We start from the raw sequence: 18,055 nt of genomic DNA, 5'->3' as shown, positions 1-18,055 counted from the left end.
CATCGGATCCGACGGGCTCGGCGGCACGGGCGATCACTTCGATCGCCCCGTCGTCGAACGCGTCGTATGCGGGGCTGCCGCTGCCGTGGGGAGCCTCCACATCCGAGTGCGCTCCACAGCCGTACTCGGCGGAGACGACGTGGCCGTCCGCGGCGAGTTCGTTGGCGCAGACACCGAATCCGGCGTGCAGCGCTCCGGCGATCGGCAGGTAGAAGCCGCAGGTCGCGCACGCGTGACGGGCGTTGCGCGCCATCGGCGACGCGGGACCGAAGTCGCCGTCGTACCAGCGTTGAGCAGCCTCCGCTCGGCCTTCGAGGGACAGGAGGCGCCGCCGACCCAACCCGATCTCGGCACCGACCTGGCCCACCTCGTCGACGTCGAGCGGGCTCACATCGTGCGTATCGATCTGTCCCGGGACCAGCCGCGGGTCGTCTTCGGGTGCGGCGAGTAGGTCACCGGGACCGAGATCACCCGGAGCCACTCGTTTGACCCACGGCACCCAGTCGGGCGCCAGCAGTGCGTCGCCCGCGGGGAGCAGCGCCACTTCGCTCACCGTGACCTCGGACGAGTCCGGCACACCGGCGACGACAACGCACCACTGCCAGCCGCGATAGCCGGGAACTCGAGCGTCGAAGTAGTGCGCAGCGGCGTAGTCACCCTCGGCCGCGGACCCGGTGTGAGCACCGGGATCCTCTCCCTCGGCGACGAGGGCAGCGTGGGCGATGTCGACAGCGTCGACGAGTCGGGGCGACGAGATAGCAACACTCACATGTCCAGTGTGCAATAGCCGGGGCCCTCGACGCACGTCAGGCACGTCCCTGCGGCACGATGCCGCAGCGATGAGGAACAATCGTAGGAGTGAATACCCGTGGATCTCACGACGACCGCGGGGCAGGCGGTCGCCCGCGTCCCCCTCAGGAGACGCCGCACAGAGGGGACGCGCAGCCCCGACGGTCGCGTCGCCCTGCCCCGCACCCAGGGCAGGCCAACTATCCGGCCGACGGCCCCCGACGAACACCGCGCACGCCAACGCGCCGGTTCGACGCGCCCGCAGGCCACCCCGACGACGGGCCGCAAGAACACGCGCACCGCGACCAGACCAGGCCGGCTAGCGGCGCGTACCTTCCGCCGCGGACCCACAATCCGCACCTGCCGCCGTTGGCGCACGACGACCCGCAGAACGCCGAGACCACGTCGTTCGACGCAGGCCGCCGCGGACGCAAGAAGCGGTTGTCCGGCGACGCGGAGTACGTGCCGCCGGAAAAGGTGACCGTGGTCCGGGTGATGGCGCGCCGCTCCAAGTACTTCACCGCTGTCGGTGCCAAGATGGTTCACCGCGCGGCGACCGCAGACGGCGCCGACCGATCGGGGCTCACTGCGCTCACCCTTCCGGTCATCGCGAACACCGCAGTCGACGCGGCGATGGCGATCGCGCTCGCCAACACGCTGTTCTTCGCCGCGGCGACGAGTGACTCGAAGGTCAGCGTCGGCCTCTACCTGGCGATCACGATCGCGCCGTTCGCCTTCATCGCACCGCTCATCGGGCCGATCCTGGACCGGCTGCAGCACGGTCGGCGGATCGCGATGGCGGCGACGTTCGCGTTGCGCGTGGTGCTCGGCATGCTGATCATCGTCAACTCGTCGTGGGACTCGGACACGATGCAGCTCGAGTACAAGCCGTGGGTGCTGTACCCGTGTGCGCTCGGCCTGATGGTGCTGTCCAAATCGTTCGGCGTGCTCAAGTCGGCGGTCGCTCCTCGCGTGCTGCCGCCGTCGATCGACCTGGTCCGAGTCAACTCACGCCTGACCGTGTTCGGCCTGGTGGCCGGCACGATGGTCGGCGGTGCGATCGCCGCGGCACTGGAGTTCATCCTCGGCAAGGCCTTCCCGTTCCACGTTCCCGGCGCGATGATCTGGCTGTGTCTGGTCGCTGCGGCCGGCGCCTTCTTCTGCATGAAGATCCCCGCCTGGGTCGAAGTGACCGAGGGCGAGGTCCCGACCACCCTGACCTACCGCGGCGATCCGTCCGCCGAGGAGACAACGCCGTCGAAGGGCGCGAGCTTCTCTCGCGAACTCGCAGCCAAGATGCGACAGCCGCTCGGCCGGACCGTGATCGTCGGGTTGTGGGGCAATGGCACGATCCGCATCCTGACCGGGTTCCTCACTCTGTACATAGCGTTCTACGCGAAGGCCCAGCCCGACACCACGGGCTGGCAACAGATGCTGATGCTCGGCGCCGTCGGCGCGGCCGCGGGTGTCGGCAACTTCCTCGGCAACGGTGTCGGCACGCGCCTGGAGCTCAAGAGCCCGACCCGGATCGTCATCCTGGCGACGGCAGCCACCTTCGTCGCATGCGTGCTGGCCGCGGTCTTCGGATCACTGATCCTGGTCGTCGTCGCAGGCTTCACCGGATCGGCGACGAGCGCGATCGCGAAGGTCTGCATGGACTCGTCGATCCAAGACGACCTGCCTGACGAGTCGCGGGCCTCTGCCTTCGGTCGTTCGGAGACCGTGCTGCAATTGTGCTGGGTGCTCGGTGCCAGCCTCGGCGTGATCTTGCCGACCGACATCTGGATCGGCTTCACGGTCGTGTCCGTCCTCGTCGGTGTAGGTTTCGTCCAGACCCTGCTGACCAGTCGCGGTTCGACGCTGGTGCCCGGCATCGGCGGCCGACGTCCCGACCATGCGGCCCCGACCGTCCCGTTCGCAGCCCCGGGATCGCCGACGCCGCCCAGCGCCGCGCCGACCCGCCGCACCGTCCGTTGAGTCGGCCCAGCCCGCCGCAAGAACAGAAGGATTCCTCGTGCTTCATTCCGGAGACAAGAAGGTGCTGGCGAAACTCGCTGCGGTGCTCGCCGTGGTGGTCGTCGCCATCGCCGCCGTCACCACCGTCCTGGTGACGACCGCCGACGACACCGACTCGGCGCCGACGGTGTCGATACAGGCGGGTGAGGATCTGGTACGCGCCGACCCCAGTTACTGGTGCGCCGTCGACATGACCGACTGCCGTCCGACGGATCCGCGGCGGGTACAGACGCTCCCGGTGAACGTGGTGCGCGCACCCGCGCCGATCGGCAGCTCTGTCCTGGTGTCGGTGCCCCAAGAGGTCGCCGAAGGACCGTGGATGGCGATCACTCAGTATGCGACGCCGCGCGGTGTGTACCGCGTCATCGACGTCGAACCCTCGGAGAGCACCTACACCAAGAAGTTCCACAGCAGGCCCGACGCCGTACTGCTCGGCGTCGAGGTGTGGTCGGTCTCGACCGTCCTGCAGAACGCTCCAGACGGCATCGAGTCGCTCGACGGATCGATCCTGATGCGCGGCACATACACGATCGACACGGTTCCGGACGACTTCCGAGTCCCGAACTCCACCGAACTACCCGACCGCCGCAGCTGACTCACTGCGCGGCGCCACCTGCTCAGACGTATTCAGCGGTCCAGTTCGCGGGTCACTCCTCGGACCACTTCGGAGATGCGCTGCGAGGTCTTGCGGTCGGGGTACCGGCCGTTTCGAAGACCCGGCTGCACCGTGCCCTCGAGCAGGGTGATCAGATCGGCGACCAGCCCGTGCAATTCGTCCGGGCTCATCCGCTTGGTATCCGGGCGCTTGTCGCGTCGGGCATCGCGATTGTTCTTGACGACGCTCGGCGCAGGCTCGAGCACAGTCACGCGCAGCGCTTGGGGGCCGCGTCGGCCCGCGGCCATGTCGAACTCGACCCGCTGTCCGGCCTTCAGCTCAGGGGCGTCGTCGCCGAGCGCCGACGCACGGACGTACACGTCCTCGCCCTCGTCCTGGGACAGGAATCCGAAGCCCTTGTCGGCGTCGTACCACTTCACTCGGCCGCTTGGCACAGCACTCACCCTCAACTGGTTAATCTGCCTAAAGAATCACGTAAGCGCCCGACGTAGCCGCTGGCAGTACGACTCGAGGCGCGTGGTGTCCGATTCTACCGCCTGGATTACCGTGGACTGCATGCAGACCCAGAAGTCCTCCCGCCTGTTGGCGACGGCCGTGGTGCTGTTCGCCATCGGAATGATCGCGTCGATCGCACTCCTGGTTCCCGCAGTCCGCGACAGCAACCAGGCGATCGTGGTGACGGTGTATCTGCTCGCACTGTGCGCACCGCTCGGTTTCGTCCTCGGACTGGTGTTCGCCCTGATGTCAGGCAGGCGCAGCCGGTGACGGGCGCCTCGCCGCTCGCCCCGGTCTCCGCGGCAGGCGCCTTGAAGCGGGCCTACAGCTGTTTCCCGACCGGTGTGGTCGCCGTGTGCCGTCGGACCTCCGACGGCGACGTGGGGATGTCCGCGAGCGCGTTCACCACCGTGTCCCTCGACCCGCCCCTGGTATCGGTGTGCGTGCGTGACGGATCGTCGACGTGGCCGCGGTTGGCGACTGCCGACCGCCTCGGTGTCAGCGTCTTCGCGTCGCACCAGGGCGAAGCGTGCCGTCGCCTGGCGGGCCCGCCGGAGTCACGATTCGATGACGTCCACCGATGGTCGACGGACTCGGGCGCACTGTTCGTCTCGGGCTCGGCGGCCCATCTGGAGTGCTCCGTAGAGCAGGAGGTGCCTGCGGGCGACCATCATGTGGTACTCCTCCGGATCCATGCTCTACGCAGCGATCCGAGCGTCGATCCGCTCGTGTTCCACGCGTCGACATTCCGCGCATTGGAGGCGCGGCGTGAACAATCCTGAGCAGACAGCGTGGTCCGCGTCTCAAATCCGACGTGATACTTATCACATAACAGTGCGATAACGAACCGGACACGGACCGGGTATCAGTGGCGTGAACTGCACAGACGTGATGCCGCGTCCGAAATGCGCGAATCGAGTCCAGAAATTCACCGCGCGCAAGACCGTGAAATCGACGCCTACTGACCCGTATTGTTCAGGGCGGTCATCCACCAGGTGATCGACCCCGAACCAGATAACTCTTTCTGCCGCGCCAAACCTCGCTCCGCTGAAAGAGAACGCATGACAGGACTTTCAGGAGCGAGGACGGGGGACCCACCATCTCCCTGTGAGACCCGGCGGACGAGCAATCGACCGCCTTGGGGTTAAGTTCCCGGGTATCGGCCACCAGCCGGCCCCGGCGACCGGGCACCTCTCGCCCGAACCCGACAGCTCACCTCGTAGGCGCGTGGAGAGAGGAAAAAACACATGTCCGGACGTCACGCCAAGCAGACGACCAATACCAAGACCTTCGCCAAGGTCGCCGCGACCTCCGTCGTACTCGGCGGCATCGGCGGCGGCGCAGCCCTTCTCGGCGCCGGCCAGGCATCCGCCGCGACCGATTCCGAGTGGAACCAGGTCGCACAGTGCGAGTCGGGCGGCAACTGGTCCATCAACACCGGCAACGGCTACCACGGCGGGCTGCAGTTCAGCCCGAGCACCTGGGCTGCCAACGGCGGCACCCAGTACGCTCCGACCGCCGACCAGGCCACCCGTGACCAGCAGATCGCCATCGGCGAGCGCGTCCTGGCGTCGCAGGGCGCGGGCGCATGGCCTGTCTGCGGCGGCGTCCTCTCGGGCCCGAGCCAGCGCACCGCGCCCGCTCCCGAGCAGGCCCCCGAGGCCCCGAGCCAGGAGAACGGCTCGGACAACGGGTCGAGCGAGGCTAAGACCAGCGACGACGTCAAGGGCCAGGTCGACAAGAGCCTCGACAAGGCCAACGTCAGCCCCGAGGTCCGCAAGGCCTGGAAGGCTGCCAAGGACAGCGGCTACGACCTGACCCCGGACCAGGTCAAGCTGTTCAACCAGAACAAGCACCTGCTGCCTTCCTAAGCAGAGCGCTCAAGTAGCCCCGACTTCTCCAAGTCGGGGCTACTTTTTGCTTCATCACGCCGGGCTGGAGCCGCGGCGAGCAAGGGACACGACAGCACACGCCAGGCCCCACTCCGACGAGCAGGGCCTGGCGTGTGAGTCTTCGCTAGAAGCGGATCAACGGTTGACGACGGTCTTCGCGTGCACGTACGGAAGGTCGTCGACCGGCAGCGGGAACTCCGTGTCACCGAACGGCGAGAGAGCGCCCGACACGTGTGTGAGGAACTCGGTCACGGCGTGCTCGTCGCCGATCTCCTGGGGCCAGCCGTTGTCCACGTATCCATTCTTCTTAGCCACGGCGTTCATTCTGCCATGAGCGCACCGCACAGGCCTACGCACCCGGCGCATCGGGCAGCGGCCCACGGGGAACCGGTCGGTAAGGTGGGTCGAATGAGTCCGGACCACCCGTCGCGCACATGCGCCGATGAGCTGGCGAGTCGGTCGGACGAACGACTCGCCGAACTCCTGGTCCGTCGGCCCGATCTCGCGTCGCCGCCACCGCGGGGAACCGGAGTCCTCGCACAGCGTTCCCTCGCCGCCGCGTCCATCTCGTTGGCCGGTGAGGATCTCGATGTCCTCGCCGTCGCCGTCGTCGAAGCCTTCCTCGACATCGCAGACGATCTGCGGCACCACGATGGGCTGCTCGGGCCCGTGAGTCGCGACGAGATCGTGACCAAGCTGGGTCGACGCGCCCGCCGATCCGACATCGACGCGCGACTCGCCGTCCTCGCCGACCGCGCCCTGATCTGGCCGAGCGGGTCGTCGAAAGGCAAAAAGGCGACGAGCTGGATGGCAGGCAGCCACCTGCCTTCGACACTGCCGTGGACGACCCCGCACCTGATCACCCCGATCGCCGCCCTGGATCCGGAGGAGATCTCCAGTCGGATCGACGGCCTCGACGACCGACCGCGTGAACTCCTCGCCACGCTCGCCAACGGCCACGCCCTCGGGCGGTCACGCGACGCGGCGGCCGACGCCGACCCGACAGCTCCCGTCCCCCGCCTCATCGCGTCCGACCTCTTGTCCCGGGTCGACGAGCAGACCGTCGAGCTGCCGCCGCAGGTCGGTCAGATCCTGCGCGGCGAGCCACCATTGGCGACGGCGAGCCTGAAAGCGCCCGACCTATCCGGCACACCGTCACGTTTCGACGCCACCACCGTCGACGCCGCAGGCGCAGGCGAGGCACTCGAGCTTCTGCGCCACGCGGGCGATCTACTCGACGCTCTCTCCGCGGCCCCCGCGGCCGTGCTGCGTGCAGGCGGCATCGGTGTCCGCGAACTGCGACGCCTCGCGAAGACGACCGGGCTGTCGATGACCCGCGTCGGCCTGATCGTCGAGCTCACGGCATCCGCCGGGCTGATCGACGCGGGCGTCCCCGAGTCGACGAGTGTCCTGTCCGGCGACGACGTAGTCGCTCCGACGACGTCGAGTGACACGTGGCGGCACCACGAACCCGGCCGTCGCTGGGCGCACCTGGCCGAGTGCTGGCTCGATCTGCCGCGCCGACCATGGCTGATCGGCGAGACCGACCGCGACGGCGCGATCATCGGTGCGCTGGCCGATACGGCGTTCGACCAGTCGGCATCATCGGTCCGACGCGCGATCCTGACACCGCTCACCGAGGTCGAACCGGCGATCGGGGTGAGTGTCGACGACCTGACCGCATTGCTCGGCTGGCGCCATCCTCGACAGTTGCGTCGGTTCACCACCCGTCTCGTCGGCGAGACGCTGCGCGAGGCAACCGAACTAGGACTCGTCGCGCACGGCGCGCTGACCATGGCGGGCCGCGCGTTGCTCGCCGTCGGCGAGGACGAGGACGGCCCCGACGACGGAAGCCATAGCGTCGAGAGTGATCGCGGCGACCTCGTCGAGGTGATGACCGCGGCGCTCCCCGCGCCCATCGACTACTTCCTCGTACAAGCCGACTTCACCGTCACGGTGCCCGGCCCGCTCACTGCGGAGTTGGCCGAGCGACTCGCGCTGGTCGCCGACCTCGAGTCCGGTGGCGCCGCCTCGGTGTATCGGGTCACCGAGGATGGGATCCGCCGTGCCCTGGACACCGGCCGGACGGCCGCAGAGCTGGCCGCACTGTTCACCGAGCACTCCAAGACACCGGTACCCCAATCGCTGACGTACCTGATCGACGACGTCGCCCGCAGACACGGACAGCTGCGGGTCGGTGTCGCGTCGTCGTTCGTCCGCTGCGACGACGAGGCGACGTTGACGGCCGTTCTGCGCAGCTCGGTGGCGGCCGAACTGTCCTTGCGTGCGCTGGCTCCGACTGTCGCAGTGTCGGCGGCTGCGCTGCGCGATGTGATCGACCGGCTGCGCGCCGCGGGCTTCGCGCCGGCGGGTGAGGACTCATCGGGTGCGCTGATCGATCTGCGCAGCCGCGGGGTCCGGGTGCCCGCGCGCACCCGTAGAAGGCCGTTGCCGACTCGTCGCAGACGGATCGGCCCGGGCCAGGCCGCCACCGTTGTCGGCCGTATGCGGGTCGCCGACCGCGCGGCGGGCCCGGTGTCGACTGCGGCGTCGACGAGTTCGGGCGAGACGACGTCGGCCCTCATCCAGTTGGCCTTGCAGACCGGGCGCAGGCTCCGGATCGGTTACGTCGACGCACACGGCGGCGCGAGCCGCCACGTCGTGAAGGCCCGATCGCTCGGCGCGGGGCAACTCGTCGCCGTCGAGGAGACCGGCGGCGAGGAACTGCGGTTCGCGCTGCACCGCATCACCCGCGTCGAACTCCTGTAGTCGCCCGGGCTCTCGTCGCCACCGACTCCCCGGTGTGGCCGAGAAGCCCGACGGTCTGGACAATGGACAGGTGACCGACGGACCGCTGATCGTGCAATCGGACAAGACCCTCCTGTTGGAGGTCGACCATCCCGCCGCCGCGCAGGCCCGCGCGGCGATCGCGCCGTTCGCCGAACTCGAACGCGCTCCCGAACACATCCACACCTACCGGGTCACCCCGCTGGCGTTGTGGAACGCTCGGGCGGCAGGCCACGACGCCGAGCAGGTGGTCGACGCGCTCGTCACCCATTCCCGGTTCCCGGTGCCGCAGCCACTGCTGGTCGACATCGTCGACACGATGGGCCGGTTCGGGCGTCTGCAACTGGTGAAGCATCCCGCACACGGGCTGACGCTGGTCTCGTTCGACCGGGCAGTGCTCGAGGAGATCCTCCGACACAAGAAGGTTGCTCCGATGCTCGGAGCCCGGATCGACGACGACACCGTCATCGTCCACCCGTCCGAACGCGGTCGCCTCAAGCAGATCCTGCTCAAGGTCGGTTGGCCCGCCGAAGACCTGGCGGGATACGTCGACGGCGAAGCGCATCCGATCGACCTCGTGCAGGACGACTGGTCGTTGCGCGACTATCAGGAGCTGGCGGCGGACTCGTTCTGGGCCGGCGGGTCGGGCGTAGTCGTCCTGCCCTGCGGTGCAGGTAAGACGATGGTCGGCGCGGCTGCGATGGCCAAGGCCGGTGCGACGACCCTGATCCTCGTGACCAACACGGTCGCGGGACGCCAGTGGAAGCGTGAACTGATCGCGCGCACCTCGCTCACCGAGGAGGAGATCGGCGAGTACTCGGGCGAGCGCAAGGAGGTCCGTCCCGTCACGATCGCCACCTACCAGGTGATCACCCGCAAATCGAAGGGCGAGTACAAGAATCTCGATCTGTTCGATTCGCGCGACTGGGGCCTCATCGTCTACGACGAGGTGCATCTGCTGCCCGCTCCGGTCTTCCGAATGACCGCCGATCTGCAGTCACGCCGCCGCCTCGGACTGACGGCAACGCTCGTCCGTGAGGACGGTCGCGAGGGCGACGTGTTCAGTCTCATCGGGCCCAAGCGCTACGACGCCCCGTGGAAGGACATCGAAGCGCAGGGCTGGATCGCTCCGGCCGACTGCGTCGAAGTCCGGGTGACGATGACCGATGAGGAACGGCTGCAGTACGCGGTCGCCGAGGCCGACACGAAGTACAAGCTCTGCTCGACGGTCCACTCGAAGGTCAACGTCGTCAAGAACATCCTCGGTAGGCACCACGGGTCTCAGACACTCGTGATCGGCGCCTACATCGATCAGCTCGAGGAACTCGGCCGTGAACTCGACGCCCCGGTCATCCAGGGATCGACGCGCAATGCCGAGCGCGAGAAGCTGTTCGAAGCGTTCCGTCGCGGCGAGTTGTCTACGCTCGTGGTGTCCAAGGTCGCGAACTTCTCGATCGACTTGCCGGAGGCGTCGGTCGCCGTCCAGATATCGGGCACGTTCGGCTCCCGCCAGGAGGAGGCGCAGCGCCTCGGTCGTCTTCTGCGTCCGAAGGCGGACGGCGGTCAGGCGCATTTCTACTCGGTCGTCTCCCGCGACTCCCTCGACGCCGACTACGCGGCACACCGGCAGCGCTTCCTCGCCGAGCAGGGATACGCGTACCGGATCGTCGATGCCGCCGACCTCGTGTGAGCTGTAACGGCTGTCGCCTGTTCGTACGACACACCCACTGTCGGGTGGATCACAACGGACGATGCATGCGCCGGGTATCCGGCCGTGTGAGGGGAGCTAGTCATGAAACGCACTATCACCGCACTCGCGCTGGGCGCAGTAGCAGTCGGGGCCACTGCCCTGGCCGCACCGGCGAAAGCCGTCCCGCCGGACACGAGTGTCTACGTAGCTCAGAACTGCGAGGGCTTGAGCCCCAACATCATCGACATCCCCTATTACGGGGGTATGAGTGTGATGCAGGAGCGTTCGGGCTCGATCAACGTCCGCTACGGTAACCCCAGCGTATGGGGTTACCGCACTGTCGGGACGTTGTCCTGGAAGAATCTGAACACCGGGAAACACGGGTCCGTACCGTTCACGGTTGACCGTTCGCTCGGCTCCAACGGTTTCGGCGAGACGTTCGCGTCGGGCCCGGGAACCATCCGCCTGACCACGACCGGCGTCAACCACGGTCCGCTGCTGACGCTGGCCGCACCGCGCTGTTCGGGCACCGTGCACGCACGCTGACTCCACTCCGGCGGGTCGGCTGTGGCAGCGTGGACCCATGCCATTGGTCAACCGGATGCGCCCGTTCACGTCGACGATCTTCGCGGAGATGTCTGCGCTCGCCGTCGAGCACGACGCAGTGAACCTCGGACAGGGCTTCCCCGACTCCGACGGTCCGGCCGCCATGCTGGAGGCGGCTCAACGGGCGATCGCCGACGGACACAACCAGTACCCGCCCGGCCCGGGCGTCCCCGCGCTGCGTGAAGCCGTTGCCGCACAACAACTCGACGACTACGGGCTGGTCTACGATCCCGACTCGCAGGTGCTGGTGACCGTCGGCGCCACGGAGGCCATCGCGGGTGCGATCCTCGGTTTGGTGGAGCCCGGCCGTGACGTTGTCATGATCGAGCCGTACTACGACGCCTACGCAGCGGCGGTCGCGCTGGCCGGCGGGGTGCGTCGCACGGTACCTCTGGTGGCCGACGGTGACGGCTTCGCACTCGACCGAGACGCACTCGCCGCCGCGATCGGGCCGGACACGGCAGCGGTGGTGGTCAACTCGCCCCACAATCCGACCGGGACGATTCTGTCGCACGACGACCTCGCCGAGATCGCCCGACTGTGCGTCGAACACGACGTGATCGCCATCGCCGACGAGGTGTACGAGCATCTCGTCTTCGACGGCGCCGTCCACCGTCCGCTCGCAACCCTCCCCGGCATGGCCGAGCGAACGCTGCGGATCTCCGGCGCCGCGAAGACCTTCCACGTCACCGGATGGAAGGTCGGCTGGCTCAGCGGACCGATGGAGTTGGTCCAGGCTGCCCGCGCGGCGAAACAGTTCTTGACGTTCGTAGGCAGCGGACCGTTCCAGCCCGCCGTCGCACACGCACTGCGCACCGAGATGGACTGGGTTCGGTCAGACGCACAAGCCTTGGGACGCAAGAGGACTCGCCTGTCGAAGGCTCTCGCCGACGCCGGTTTCGGTGTTCATCGCAGCGAAGGCACCTACTTCGTGTGCGCCGATCCCCGCCCTCTCGGCGTCACCGACGGCGCCGCGTTCTGCCGAGAACTCCCCGCCCGCGTCGGCGTGGCTGCGGTCCCGGTCAGCGCATTCGTCGACGATCCGCAGCCGTGGCGGCACATGGTCCGGTTCGCGTTCGCCAAGGATGACGACCTGATCGACGAGGCCGCACGTCGATTGGCCGGGCTTCACGGGAAAAGGGGACAGCTCCCGTCCTGATTCGATGGTCGACTGAATCGGTACCGAGAGAATCATCGAGTTGAGGAGCGCCGCAATGCCCGCACCGAACCTGTTTCTAATCGGCGTCCGCGATGCCGAGGCCGCCACCACCTTCTACAGCGACCTTTTCGACATCGAGCCGACCTTCGTCAGCCCCCGCTATGTCGCCTTCGACGTCGGCCCTGGTGCTCAGTTCGCGTTGTGGACGGGATACAGCGAGCACGCGGTCCCGAGCACCCCTCGCACGTGCGAGGTCGGGCTGATGGTGCCCGGTCCGCCATCCGCAGTCGACGAGGTCTTCACCAGTTGGGTCTCGAAGGGAGTCCACGTCGTGGAGAAGCCCCACGACGCGGTCTTCGGCCGCACCTTCGTCGTCGCGGACCCCGACGGCAACCTCATCCGGGTCTCCCCAGTGGACTGACCGCCTAGAACACGCCCGCAGGCCGGAACTGGACGCTGACGCGCGGGCCGACGCCGGTCGCCTTCGGGACCGCGTGCTCCCACGTCCGTTGGCAGCTTCCACCCATCACCAGCAGATCACCGGATCCGAGGACGAACCGCCGGGACGCTCCCCCGCCGCGCGGGCGGAGCAGCAGTGGGCGCGGTGCGCCGAGCGAGAGGATCGCGACCAGTGTGTCGTGGGTCCGTCCACGCCCGATCCGGTCCCCATGCCAGGCGACGCTGTCGTTCCCGTCGCGATAGAGACACAGGCCCGCCGTCTCGAAGCCGTCGGGCAGCGCCGACCGGTAGTGGTCACTGAGCGCCTGGCGGGCAGCGTCGAGGATCGGGTGCGGGAGCCGGTCGTCGCGCAGATACATGGCGAGCAGGCGCGGCACGGCGACCGTCGCGTCGTACATGCGCCGCCTCTCGGCCCGCCACGGGACGTCGGTGCGTAGCACGTCGAGAACGTCGACGGATCCCTGCAGCCAACCGGGGCGGACGTCGACCCACGCGCCGTCGGACAGGTCGGTGCGGCGAACTCCAGTCGGCAGTGACGTCAGCACCGGACCGGCATCGGTGGAGTCGAAGAGGCTCGTCTGCAGTCCCGCCGTCATAACCTGAAATCGTACACTTGTTCGAAGCGTGGTTCTAGACCCCGAACCGAGTTCCGGTCAGTCGCTCCGACTCGGCCCACAGCAGGTCGCGCAGTCCCTGATCATCCGCGGCGCGGCGCACCCGCGCCGCAGTCGGATGTCCGCGCAGGCCACCGAGCCCGTCCGGACCGTAGAAGTTCCCGTTGCGCACAGTCGGCATGGTCGCCGCGTACAACGTCGGCAGCGCTCCGCGGTCGGCGGGTTGGCCGACCCGAAGCTTGGTGCCCAGGTTCATCACGGCGTCGAATCGAGTCTGCGACTTTCCAGTCAGGTTGGTGGACGCATAGCCCGGATGCGCGATCACGGACATTCTCGCCGATTCCGCCTCGCTCAGACGGCGCGCGAGTTCCCTCGCAAAGGTGAGGTTCGCCAGTTTCGAGTCGCCGTAGGCCTCCCACCGGTTGTAGGTCCGCTGCTCCCAGTTCAGATCGTCGAACCGCTTCCGCGACCCGTACTGCATGAGCGACGAGAGAACGACGATCCGATCGGTCACCTTGGGGAGCAGTAGCGAGGTCAGGACGAAGTGTCCGAGATGATTGGTACCCATCTGCATCTCGAAACCGTCTACGGTGCGCCCGAACGGGATCGCCATCACCCCGGCATTGTTGATCAGGACGTCTGTCTCGTCGACACTGTCCGCGAACTCGCGCACGGACGCCAGGTCGGCGAGGTCGAGCCGAGCCACGGTCGCCGCGGGACCGATGCCGCGTGCCACCTCGCCGGCCGTCTCCTGGTTCCGGCACGCCAACGTCACTCGCGCCCCGGCCGCGGCGAGGGCCGTGGCGGTGGCTGCGCCCAGCCCACTGTTCGCTCCGGTGACGATGTAACGACGGCCGTCCTGCGGTGGAATATCGTTCGCATCCCACTTCCCCGTCACTTGATCCGCCTTCCTATGGTTTCACCTGGCGCTCGCCGTGGCGCGCGAACTTGACCAAGTCTGCCAGCACGCTCCCGAGCGACGGCGGCTCCGGTCTCGTCAAGAGCCCGACAGGTGCGTGGATCTCGGTGACGTGTGTACGTCCACGCAGCACTTGACGATCCACCCGCTGCCAGCGCTCGTGCTCGTGATCGGCCGCAGATTCGATCGCCACTCTGCTCGCGTACACCGGCGAGTATCCGATCTTGGCGAGATCGGACAGTCGGGCCGACTCGTTGACCGGGTCGCCGATCACCGTGTACTCGTAGCGAGTGCGAGCACCGATGTTGCCCGCGAACACGCTGCCGAAGGCCACGCCCATCCCCCACTCGAGCGGAAGCTTCTCACTCAATTCGGCTCCGAGCTCTCGAGCGGCCGACAATGCCTGCAGCGCAGGATCATCCAGGGCCGCGGGCGCACCGAAGACGATGAGCGCCGCGTCGCCCTCGAACTTGTTGATGAAGCCGCCGTGTCGGTGGACGATGTCGGCGACGATCGAGAAGAAGGCGTTCAAGACGACCGCCGTCTCGCGCGGGTCGCGATCAGCGGCGAACGCGGTCGATCCGGTGATGTCGACGAAGATCACCGCGACCTCGGTATTGGTTCCGACGAGTTCACCGTCCTGTTCCAACGCCAACTGGGCGACACCATCGCCGACGTGACGGGAGAAGATGTCGCGCATGCGTTCACGTTCGGAGAGGCCGTCGAGCATCGAGTTGAGCCCGGCCTGCAGCACACCGAGTTCAGACGAGTCGTAGACGGCGACTCGACGACTCAGATCGCCGTCTCGCGTCGCCTCGACCACTTCGCGCATGTCGTCGAGCGGATCGGCGATGGCACGGTTCACCAGACCGACCACCCGGGCGCCGGAGGTCAACGCGACGACCGCCAACAGGATCGTCGCCCAGTCGATGGAGCCGGCGACCGGCGGAACCCAGCCCAGCCCGCGGCCCACGTTCATCAGGATCAGTCCGACCATAGGCACCGCGGACGACACGATCCACACGACGACCATGCGTTCGCGAACCCCGTGCATCACCCCGTCGACCGACGATCCCCGCAGCGCGAGTGCCGCGAGCGGGCGGGCCGCGCTTTCGGCGAACAGATAGGTGAGGCAGCCAGACGTGACACCCGCGAGACTGAAGGCGCCCGCCACCGCCAGCACGAACACCAGGCGCAGATCGGAGACGATGGCGTATACGCCGAGGGCGACGATCCAGCCGAAGACGTCGGCGAACACGAGTCGGCGCGGAATCGCCCTGATCGCGTCACGCCGCCGCTCGTCGGCGGGTTCAGCCGGACCCACACTGATGAACCAGCGGAACTGCGGTGCGAGGAAGACGAACGATGCGACGACACTCGTCAGCGTGCCGAGCAGCAGCGAGGCGAGCACAGCGCCCATCAGCGGCCGGTAGTCCTGTTCGGTATGCAGATCGAGCCGCCCGCCGTTGAACGCCAGGAGCACAGCGACGAAGGTCTCGATGCCGATCAGGATCTTGGCGCCCGCGACGATCACACCGCCGACGAGCATGCCGCGCCGGGCAAAGGCGCGCCGAGTCTCGGTGTCCAGTGCCAGGAGTTCGGATTCGCCCTTCGATCGACTGCCACCGCCACCGAGTCCGATGGTGCCCGTCGGGTTGACGCGTGCGTCGATCCAGTCGGCTATGCGATGCGCGGCCGCGCGATGACGCCTGCTCATACACATCACCTCCCGGTTCGGTGAGTCTCACTGAGAGTACCTGGGAACCGGGAGGTGAATGGGTGCAGTCTGCGCGTGTACCGCGCGGGCGGAGAGTCAGGCAGCAGCCTTGCCCGCCTCGATCTCGAGGGTGATGGTGATCTTGTCACCGACCACCGAGCCACCGGTCTCGAGCGGCATGTCGATGTCGATCCCGAAGTCCTTGCGGTTGATGACGGTCGTGGCGTCGAAGCCCGCCACCGGCCCCTGGCCCATGCCCGGGTTGACTCCGTTGAACTCCATCTTCAGGGTCACCGGCTTGGTGACACCGTGGAGGGTGAAGTCACCCTGCACGAGGTAGTCGTCGCCGTCGGACTCGACCGAGGTCGAGATGAAGGTCGCGGTCGGGTAGTTGTCGGCGTCGAAGAAGTCCGCCGAGCGGATGTGCTGGTCACGCTGATCGTTTCCGGTACTGATCGAGGTCACGTCGATCTCGGCCTTCACGCTGGGCGTGCGGTCCTCGCCGATCTCGATGGAGCCGGAGAAGCCACCGAACTGGCCGCGGACCTTCGAGACCATCAGGTGCCGGACGGTGAAGCCGACCTGCGAGTGGGTCGGGTCGATGGTCCAGGTGCCTGCGGTCAGTTCTGCTGGGGTGATGCTCATGGGAGATCCTCCTTCTCTCGGCGGCTCTGTGCCGTCGTCGTATGTTCCTCGCCTGCGGCCCGTCGTGTTCGACCGCCTACACAGAGATTAACCGGACTACGGTCCGCTTTGTTCCGAGTGTGATCGGGATAACATGGGCGATATGCTCACTCGTGCCGCCGTTCAGTCTCGACTCGACGCATTCGACGTCTGGAGGCTGCCGCTCGACGGCGATTTGCGGGCCGCGTCGGTGATGGTGGTGATAGCTCCGCGCAACGGTCGGCGCGGCGTCTGGCTCACGCGGAGACCTGCTCGGATGAATCGCCATGCAGCGCAGTTCGCGCTGCCCGGCGGACGGCTCGACGACGGCGAGACCCACCACGAGGCGGGCCTACGCGAACTACACGAGGAGTTGGGCATAGCGCTCGGGCCCGACGCGATCCTCGGAGACCTCGACGACTATCGGACGCGGTCGGGATTCGTGATGACGCCGACCCTCGCATGGATGGACGACGAGGTCGATCCCGCTCCGAACGCCGACGAGGTGGAACACGTCTTCCACATCGATGTGGACGAGCTGGCCGACGCCGAGCCGCTGTTCGAGTCGATCCCCCAGTCGGACCGTCCGGTGATGTCGTTGCCGTTGATAGGCAGGCGCATCCACGCCCCGACCGCCGCGGTCCTGTTCCAGTTCGCGGCTGTCGCGTTGCGCGACGAACCCGTCCGCGTCGCAGACTACGAACAGCCGGTGTTCGCCTGGCGGTAGGGCGCTCTCGCCCGATCGAGCATGCTCAGTCGGCGGAACGGTGACGCGCACGCCGTGTCTGATACTGCGGCTCGACGCGGTCGCGCGGCCGGCTCTCCGGCGTCTCGAAGCCCACCGTGTCGCTCTCGGGGTGCTCGCCGGTCCCCGCATCGATCCAACGGTGGGTTCCGCCGCCCGCCGCCGACTCGAGGTACTGCGCTTCGATCGCGGGCGCCTGCGCGGCGTCGTGGGTGACGGTACGGGTCTCACTGCCCTCCTCGAGGACCCGCTCAACCTCGCGTTCGACCACTTTGCGCACGATCACCGGCTTCTCGACGATCACCTCGACGATCTTCTCGATCGGTTTCTCGATGACCTTCTCGACCTCGCGATAGACGGGGCGTTCGACGACCTTCTCGACGATGTGCTCGACCGGCTTCTCGACGATCCGCTCGGAGACGACGTTGATCTGCTTCTCGATGACCTTCTCGACGAGAATCGGCGTCTGCACCAGCTTCTCGAATTCGCGGTAGACGGGCTTGTCGACGACCTTCTCGACGATCTCCGGACGTTCGACGATCTTCTCGACGATGTGCTCGACCGGTTTGTCGACGACCTTCTCGACGACGTTCGGCTTCTCCACGATCCGCTCGACGACATGGTCGACGGACTGTTCCACAACCTTCTCAACGACATTCGGACGTTCGACGATCTTCTCGACGATCCGTTCGACGGGCTTCTCGATGACCTGCTCGATGACGTTGGGGACCTCGAGGAGTTTGTCGACGATGTGGTCGACGGACTTCTCGACGACCTGCTCGATCACATTGGGGACTTCGACGATCTTGTCGACAACGTGGTCGACCGGCTTCTCGACGATGTTCTCGATGACGTTGGGCTTCTCGACGACGCGTTCCACCTCGTGGT

Annotated in this window: 18 protein-coding genes, 1 pseudogene and 1 riboswitch; of the genes and pseudogenes, 11 read left to right on the top strand and 8 right to left on the bottom strand. The window is 67.2% G+C overall.

The genetic code is table 11. From position 1 onward, the window contains the following. The coding region (locus ACTIMF_RS17530) for a DUF3027 domain-containing protein (protein ID WP_442351559.1) at positions 1–769 on the bottom strand (769 nt) is incomplete at its 3' end. 89 nt (positions 770–858) lie between these two features. Between ACTIMF_RS17530 and ACTIMF_RS17525 the strand changes: the two genes are divergently transcribed. Further along, a complete protein-coding gene (locus tag ACTIMF_RS17525) occupies positions 859–2,766 on the top strand; it encodes an MFS transporter (RefSeq protein ID WP_442351558.1) in 1,908 nt (635 codons plus the stop codon). A 37-nt stretch (positions 2,767–2,803) separates the two neighbouring features. After that, positions 2,804–3,400, top strand: a complete 597-nt coding sequence (locus ACTIMF_RS17520; protein WP_442351557.1) for a DUF2771 family protein — start codon at positions 2,804–2,806, stop codon at positions 3,398–3,400. Between the two features lie 32 nt (positions 3,401–3,432). Here the strand turns inward: ACTIMF_RS17520 and ACTIMF_RS17515 are convergent, their stop codons facing one another. Further along, positions 3,433–3,855 (bottom strand): cold-shock protein, encoded by a 423-nt coding sequence (locus ACTIMF_RS17515; RefSeq protein ID WP_442351561.1) that lies wholly within the window; start codon positions 3,853–3,855, stop codon positions 3,433–3,435. A gap of 121 nt (positions 3,856–3,976) precedes the next feature. Between ACTIMF_RS17515 and ACTIMF_RS17510 the strand changes: the two genes are divergently transcribed. The 3 genes from ACTIMF_RS17510 to ACTIMF_RS17500 all read left to right on the top strand — a co-directional run bounded on the left by ACTIMF_RS17510 (position 3,977) and on the right by ACTIMF_RS17500 (position 5,787). Continuing rightward, positions 3,977–4,186, top strand: a complete 210-nt coding sequence (locus ACTIMF_RS17510; protein WP_442351556.1) for a hypothetical protein — start codon at positions 3,977–3,979, stop codon at positions 4,184–4,186. Continuing rightward, entirely contained in the window at positions 4,183–4,698 is a 516-nt protein-coding gene (locus ACTIMF_RS17505; RefSeq protein WP_442351555.1) for a flavin reductase family protein, read from the top strand. Before ACTIMF_RS17510 ends, ACTIMF_RS17505 begins: the two co-directional genes overlap by 4 nt. A gap of 253 nt (positions 4,699–4,951) precedes the next feature. Then, positions 4,952–5,158: riboswitch (cyclic di-AMP (ydaO/yuaA leader) on the top strand. A gap of 5 nt (positions 5,159–5,163) precedes the next feature. Next, positions 5,164–5,787 (top strand): transglycosylase family protein, encoded by a 624-nt coding sequence (locus ACTIMF_RS17500; RefSeq protein WP_442351554.1) that lies wholly within the window; start codon positions 5,164–5,166, stop codon positions 5,785–5,787. Positions 5,788–5,943: 156 nt separating this feature from the next. On the opposite strand, the gene ACTIMF_RS17495 is transcribed toward ACTIMF_RS17500, so the two are convergent. Continuing rightward, a complete protein-coding gene (locus ACTIMF_RS17495) occupies positions 5,944–6,132 on the bottom strand; it encodes a hypothetical protein (RefSeq protein ID WP_442351553.1) in 189 nt (62 codons plus the stop codon). A gap of 84 nt (positions 6,133–6,216) precedes the next feature. Here ACTIMF_RS17495 and ACTIMF_RS17490 point away from each other — a divergent pair, with 84 nt between their 5' ends. The 5 genes from ACTIMF_RS17490 (at position 6,217) to ACTIMF_RS17470 (ending at position 12,471) form a co-directional block, all read left to right on the top strand. Then, complete coding sequence (locus ACTIMF_RS17490) at positions 6,217–8,577, top strand: helicase-associated domain-containing protein (protein WP_442351552.1); 2,361 nt, start codon at positions 6,217–6,219, stop codon at positions 8,575–8,577. 70 nt (positions 8,578–8,647) lie between these two features. Further along, entirely contained in the window at positions 8,648–10,285 is a 1,638-nt protein-coding gene (locus tag ACTIMF_RS17485; RefSeq protein WP_442351560.1) for a DNA repair helicase XPB, read from the top strand. Between the two features lie 102 nt (positions 10,286–10,387). Then, positions 10,388–10,831: a hypothetical protein gene (locus tag ACTIMF_RS17480; RefSeq protein ID WP_442351551.1), complete on the top strand. Its 444-nt coding sequence runs from the start codon at positions 10,388–10,390 to the stop codon at positions 10,829–10,831. A 37-nt stretch (positions 10,832–10,868) separates the two neighbouring features. Then, positions 10,869–12,050 (top strand): pyridoxal phosphate-dependent aminotransferase, encoded by a 1,182-nt coding sequence (locus ACTIMF_RS17475; RefSeq protein WP_442351550.1) that lies wholly within the window; start codon positions 10,869–10,871, stop codon positions 12,048–12,050. Positions 12,051–12,105: 55 nt separating this feature from the next. Then, positions 12,106–12,471, top strand: coding sequence for a VOC family protein (locus ACTIMF_RS17470; protein ID WP_442351549.1), 366 nt, complete (start codon positions 12,106–12,108; stop codon positions 12,469–12,471). Between the two features lie 4 nt (positions 12,472–12,475). Here the strand turns inward: ACTIMF_RS17470 and ACTIMF_RS17465 are convergent, their stop codons facing one another. The 4 genes from ACTIMF_RS17465 to ACTIMF_RS17450 all read right to left on the bottom strand — a co-directional run bounded on the left by ACTIMF_RS17465 (position 12,476) and on the right by ACTIMF_RS17450 (position 16,404). Beyond that, positions 12,476–13,105 carry an alpha-ketoglutarate-dependent dioxygenase AlkB gene (locus ACTIMF_RS17465; RefSeq protein WP_442351548.1) on the bottom strand — a complete coding sequence of 210 codons (630 nt, stop codon included), beginning with the start codon at positions 13,103–13,105 and terminating at the stop codon, positions 12,476–12,478. 34 nt (positions 13,106–13,139) lie between these two features. After that, a complete protein-coding gene (locus ACTIMF_RS17460) occupies positions 13,140–14,021 on the bottom strand; it encodes an oxidoreductase (RefSeq protein WP_442351547.1) in 882 nt (293 codons plus the stop codon). 13 nt (positions 14,022–14,034) lie between these two features. Next, positions 14,035–15,759 carry an adenylate/guanylate cyclase domain-containing protein gene (locus ACTIMF_RS17455; RefSeq protein ID WP_442351546.1) on the bottom strand — a complete coding sequence of 575 codons (1,725 nt, stop codon included), beginning with the start codon at positions 15,757–15,759 and terminating at the stop codon, positions 14,035–14,037. A 96-nt stretch (positions 15,760–15,855) separates the two neighbouring features. Beyond that, entirely contained in the window at positions 15,856–16,404 is a 549-nt protein-coding gene (locus ACTIMF_RS17450; protein ID WP_442351545.1) for a YceI family protein, read from the bottom strand. A gap of 142 nt (positions 16,405–16,546) precedes the next feature. Here ACTIMF_RS17450 and ACTIMF_RS17445 point away from each other — a divergent pair, with 142 nt between their 5' ends. Continuing rightward, positions 16,547–17,149 (top strand): NUDIX hydrolase, encoded by a 603-nt coding sequence (locus ACTIMF_RS17445; protein ID WP_442351544.1) that lies wholly within the window; start codon positions 16,547–16,549, stop codon positions 17,147–17,149. A 25-nt stretch (positions 17,150–17,174) separates the two neighbouring features. Here the strand turns inward: ACTIMF_RS17445 and ACTIMF_RS17440 are convergent. Beyond that, positions 17,175–18,055 (bottom strand): annotated as a pseudogene (locus ACTIMF_RS17440) (hypothetical protein); the annotation flags it as partial.

The sequence above is a fragment of the Gordonia sp. (in: high G+C Gram-positive bacteria) genome, from assembly GCF_052106715.1.
Taxonomy (GTDB): domain Bacteria; phylum Actinomycetota; class Actinomycetes; order Mycobacteriales; family Mycobacteriaceae; genus Gordonia.
This window is presented reverse-complemented; position numbering and strand designations above follow the sequence as displayed.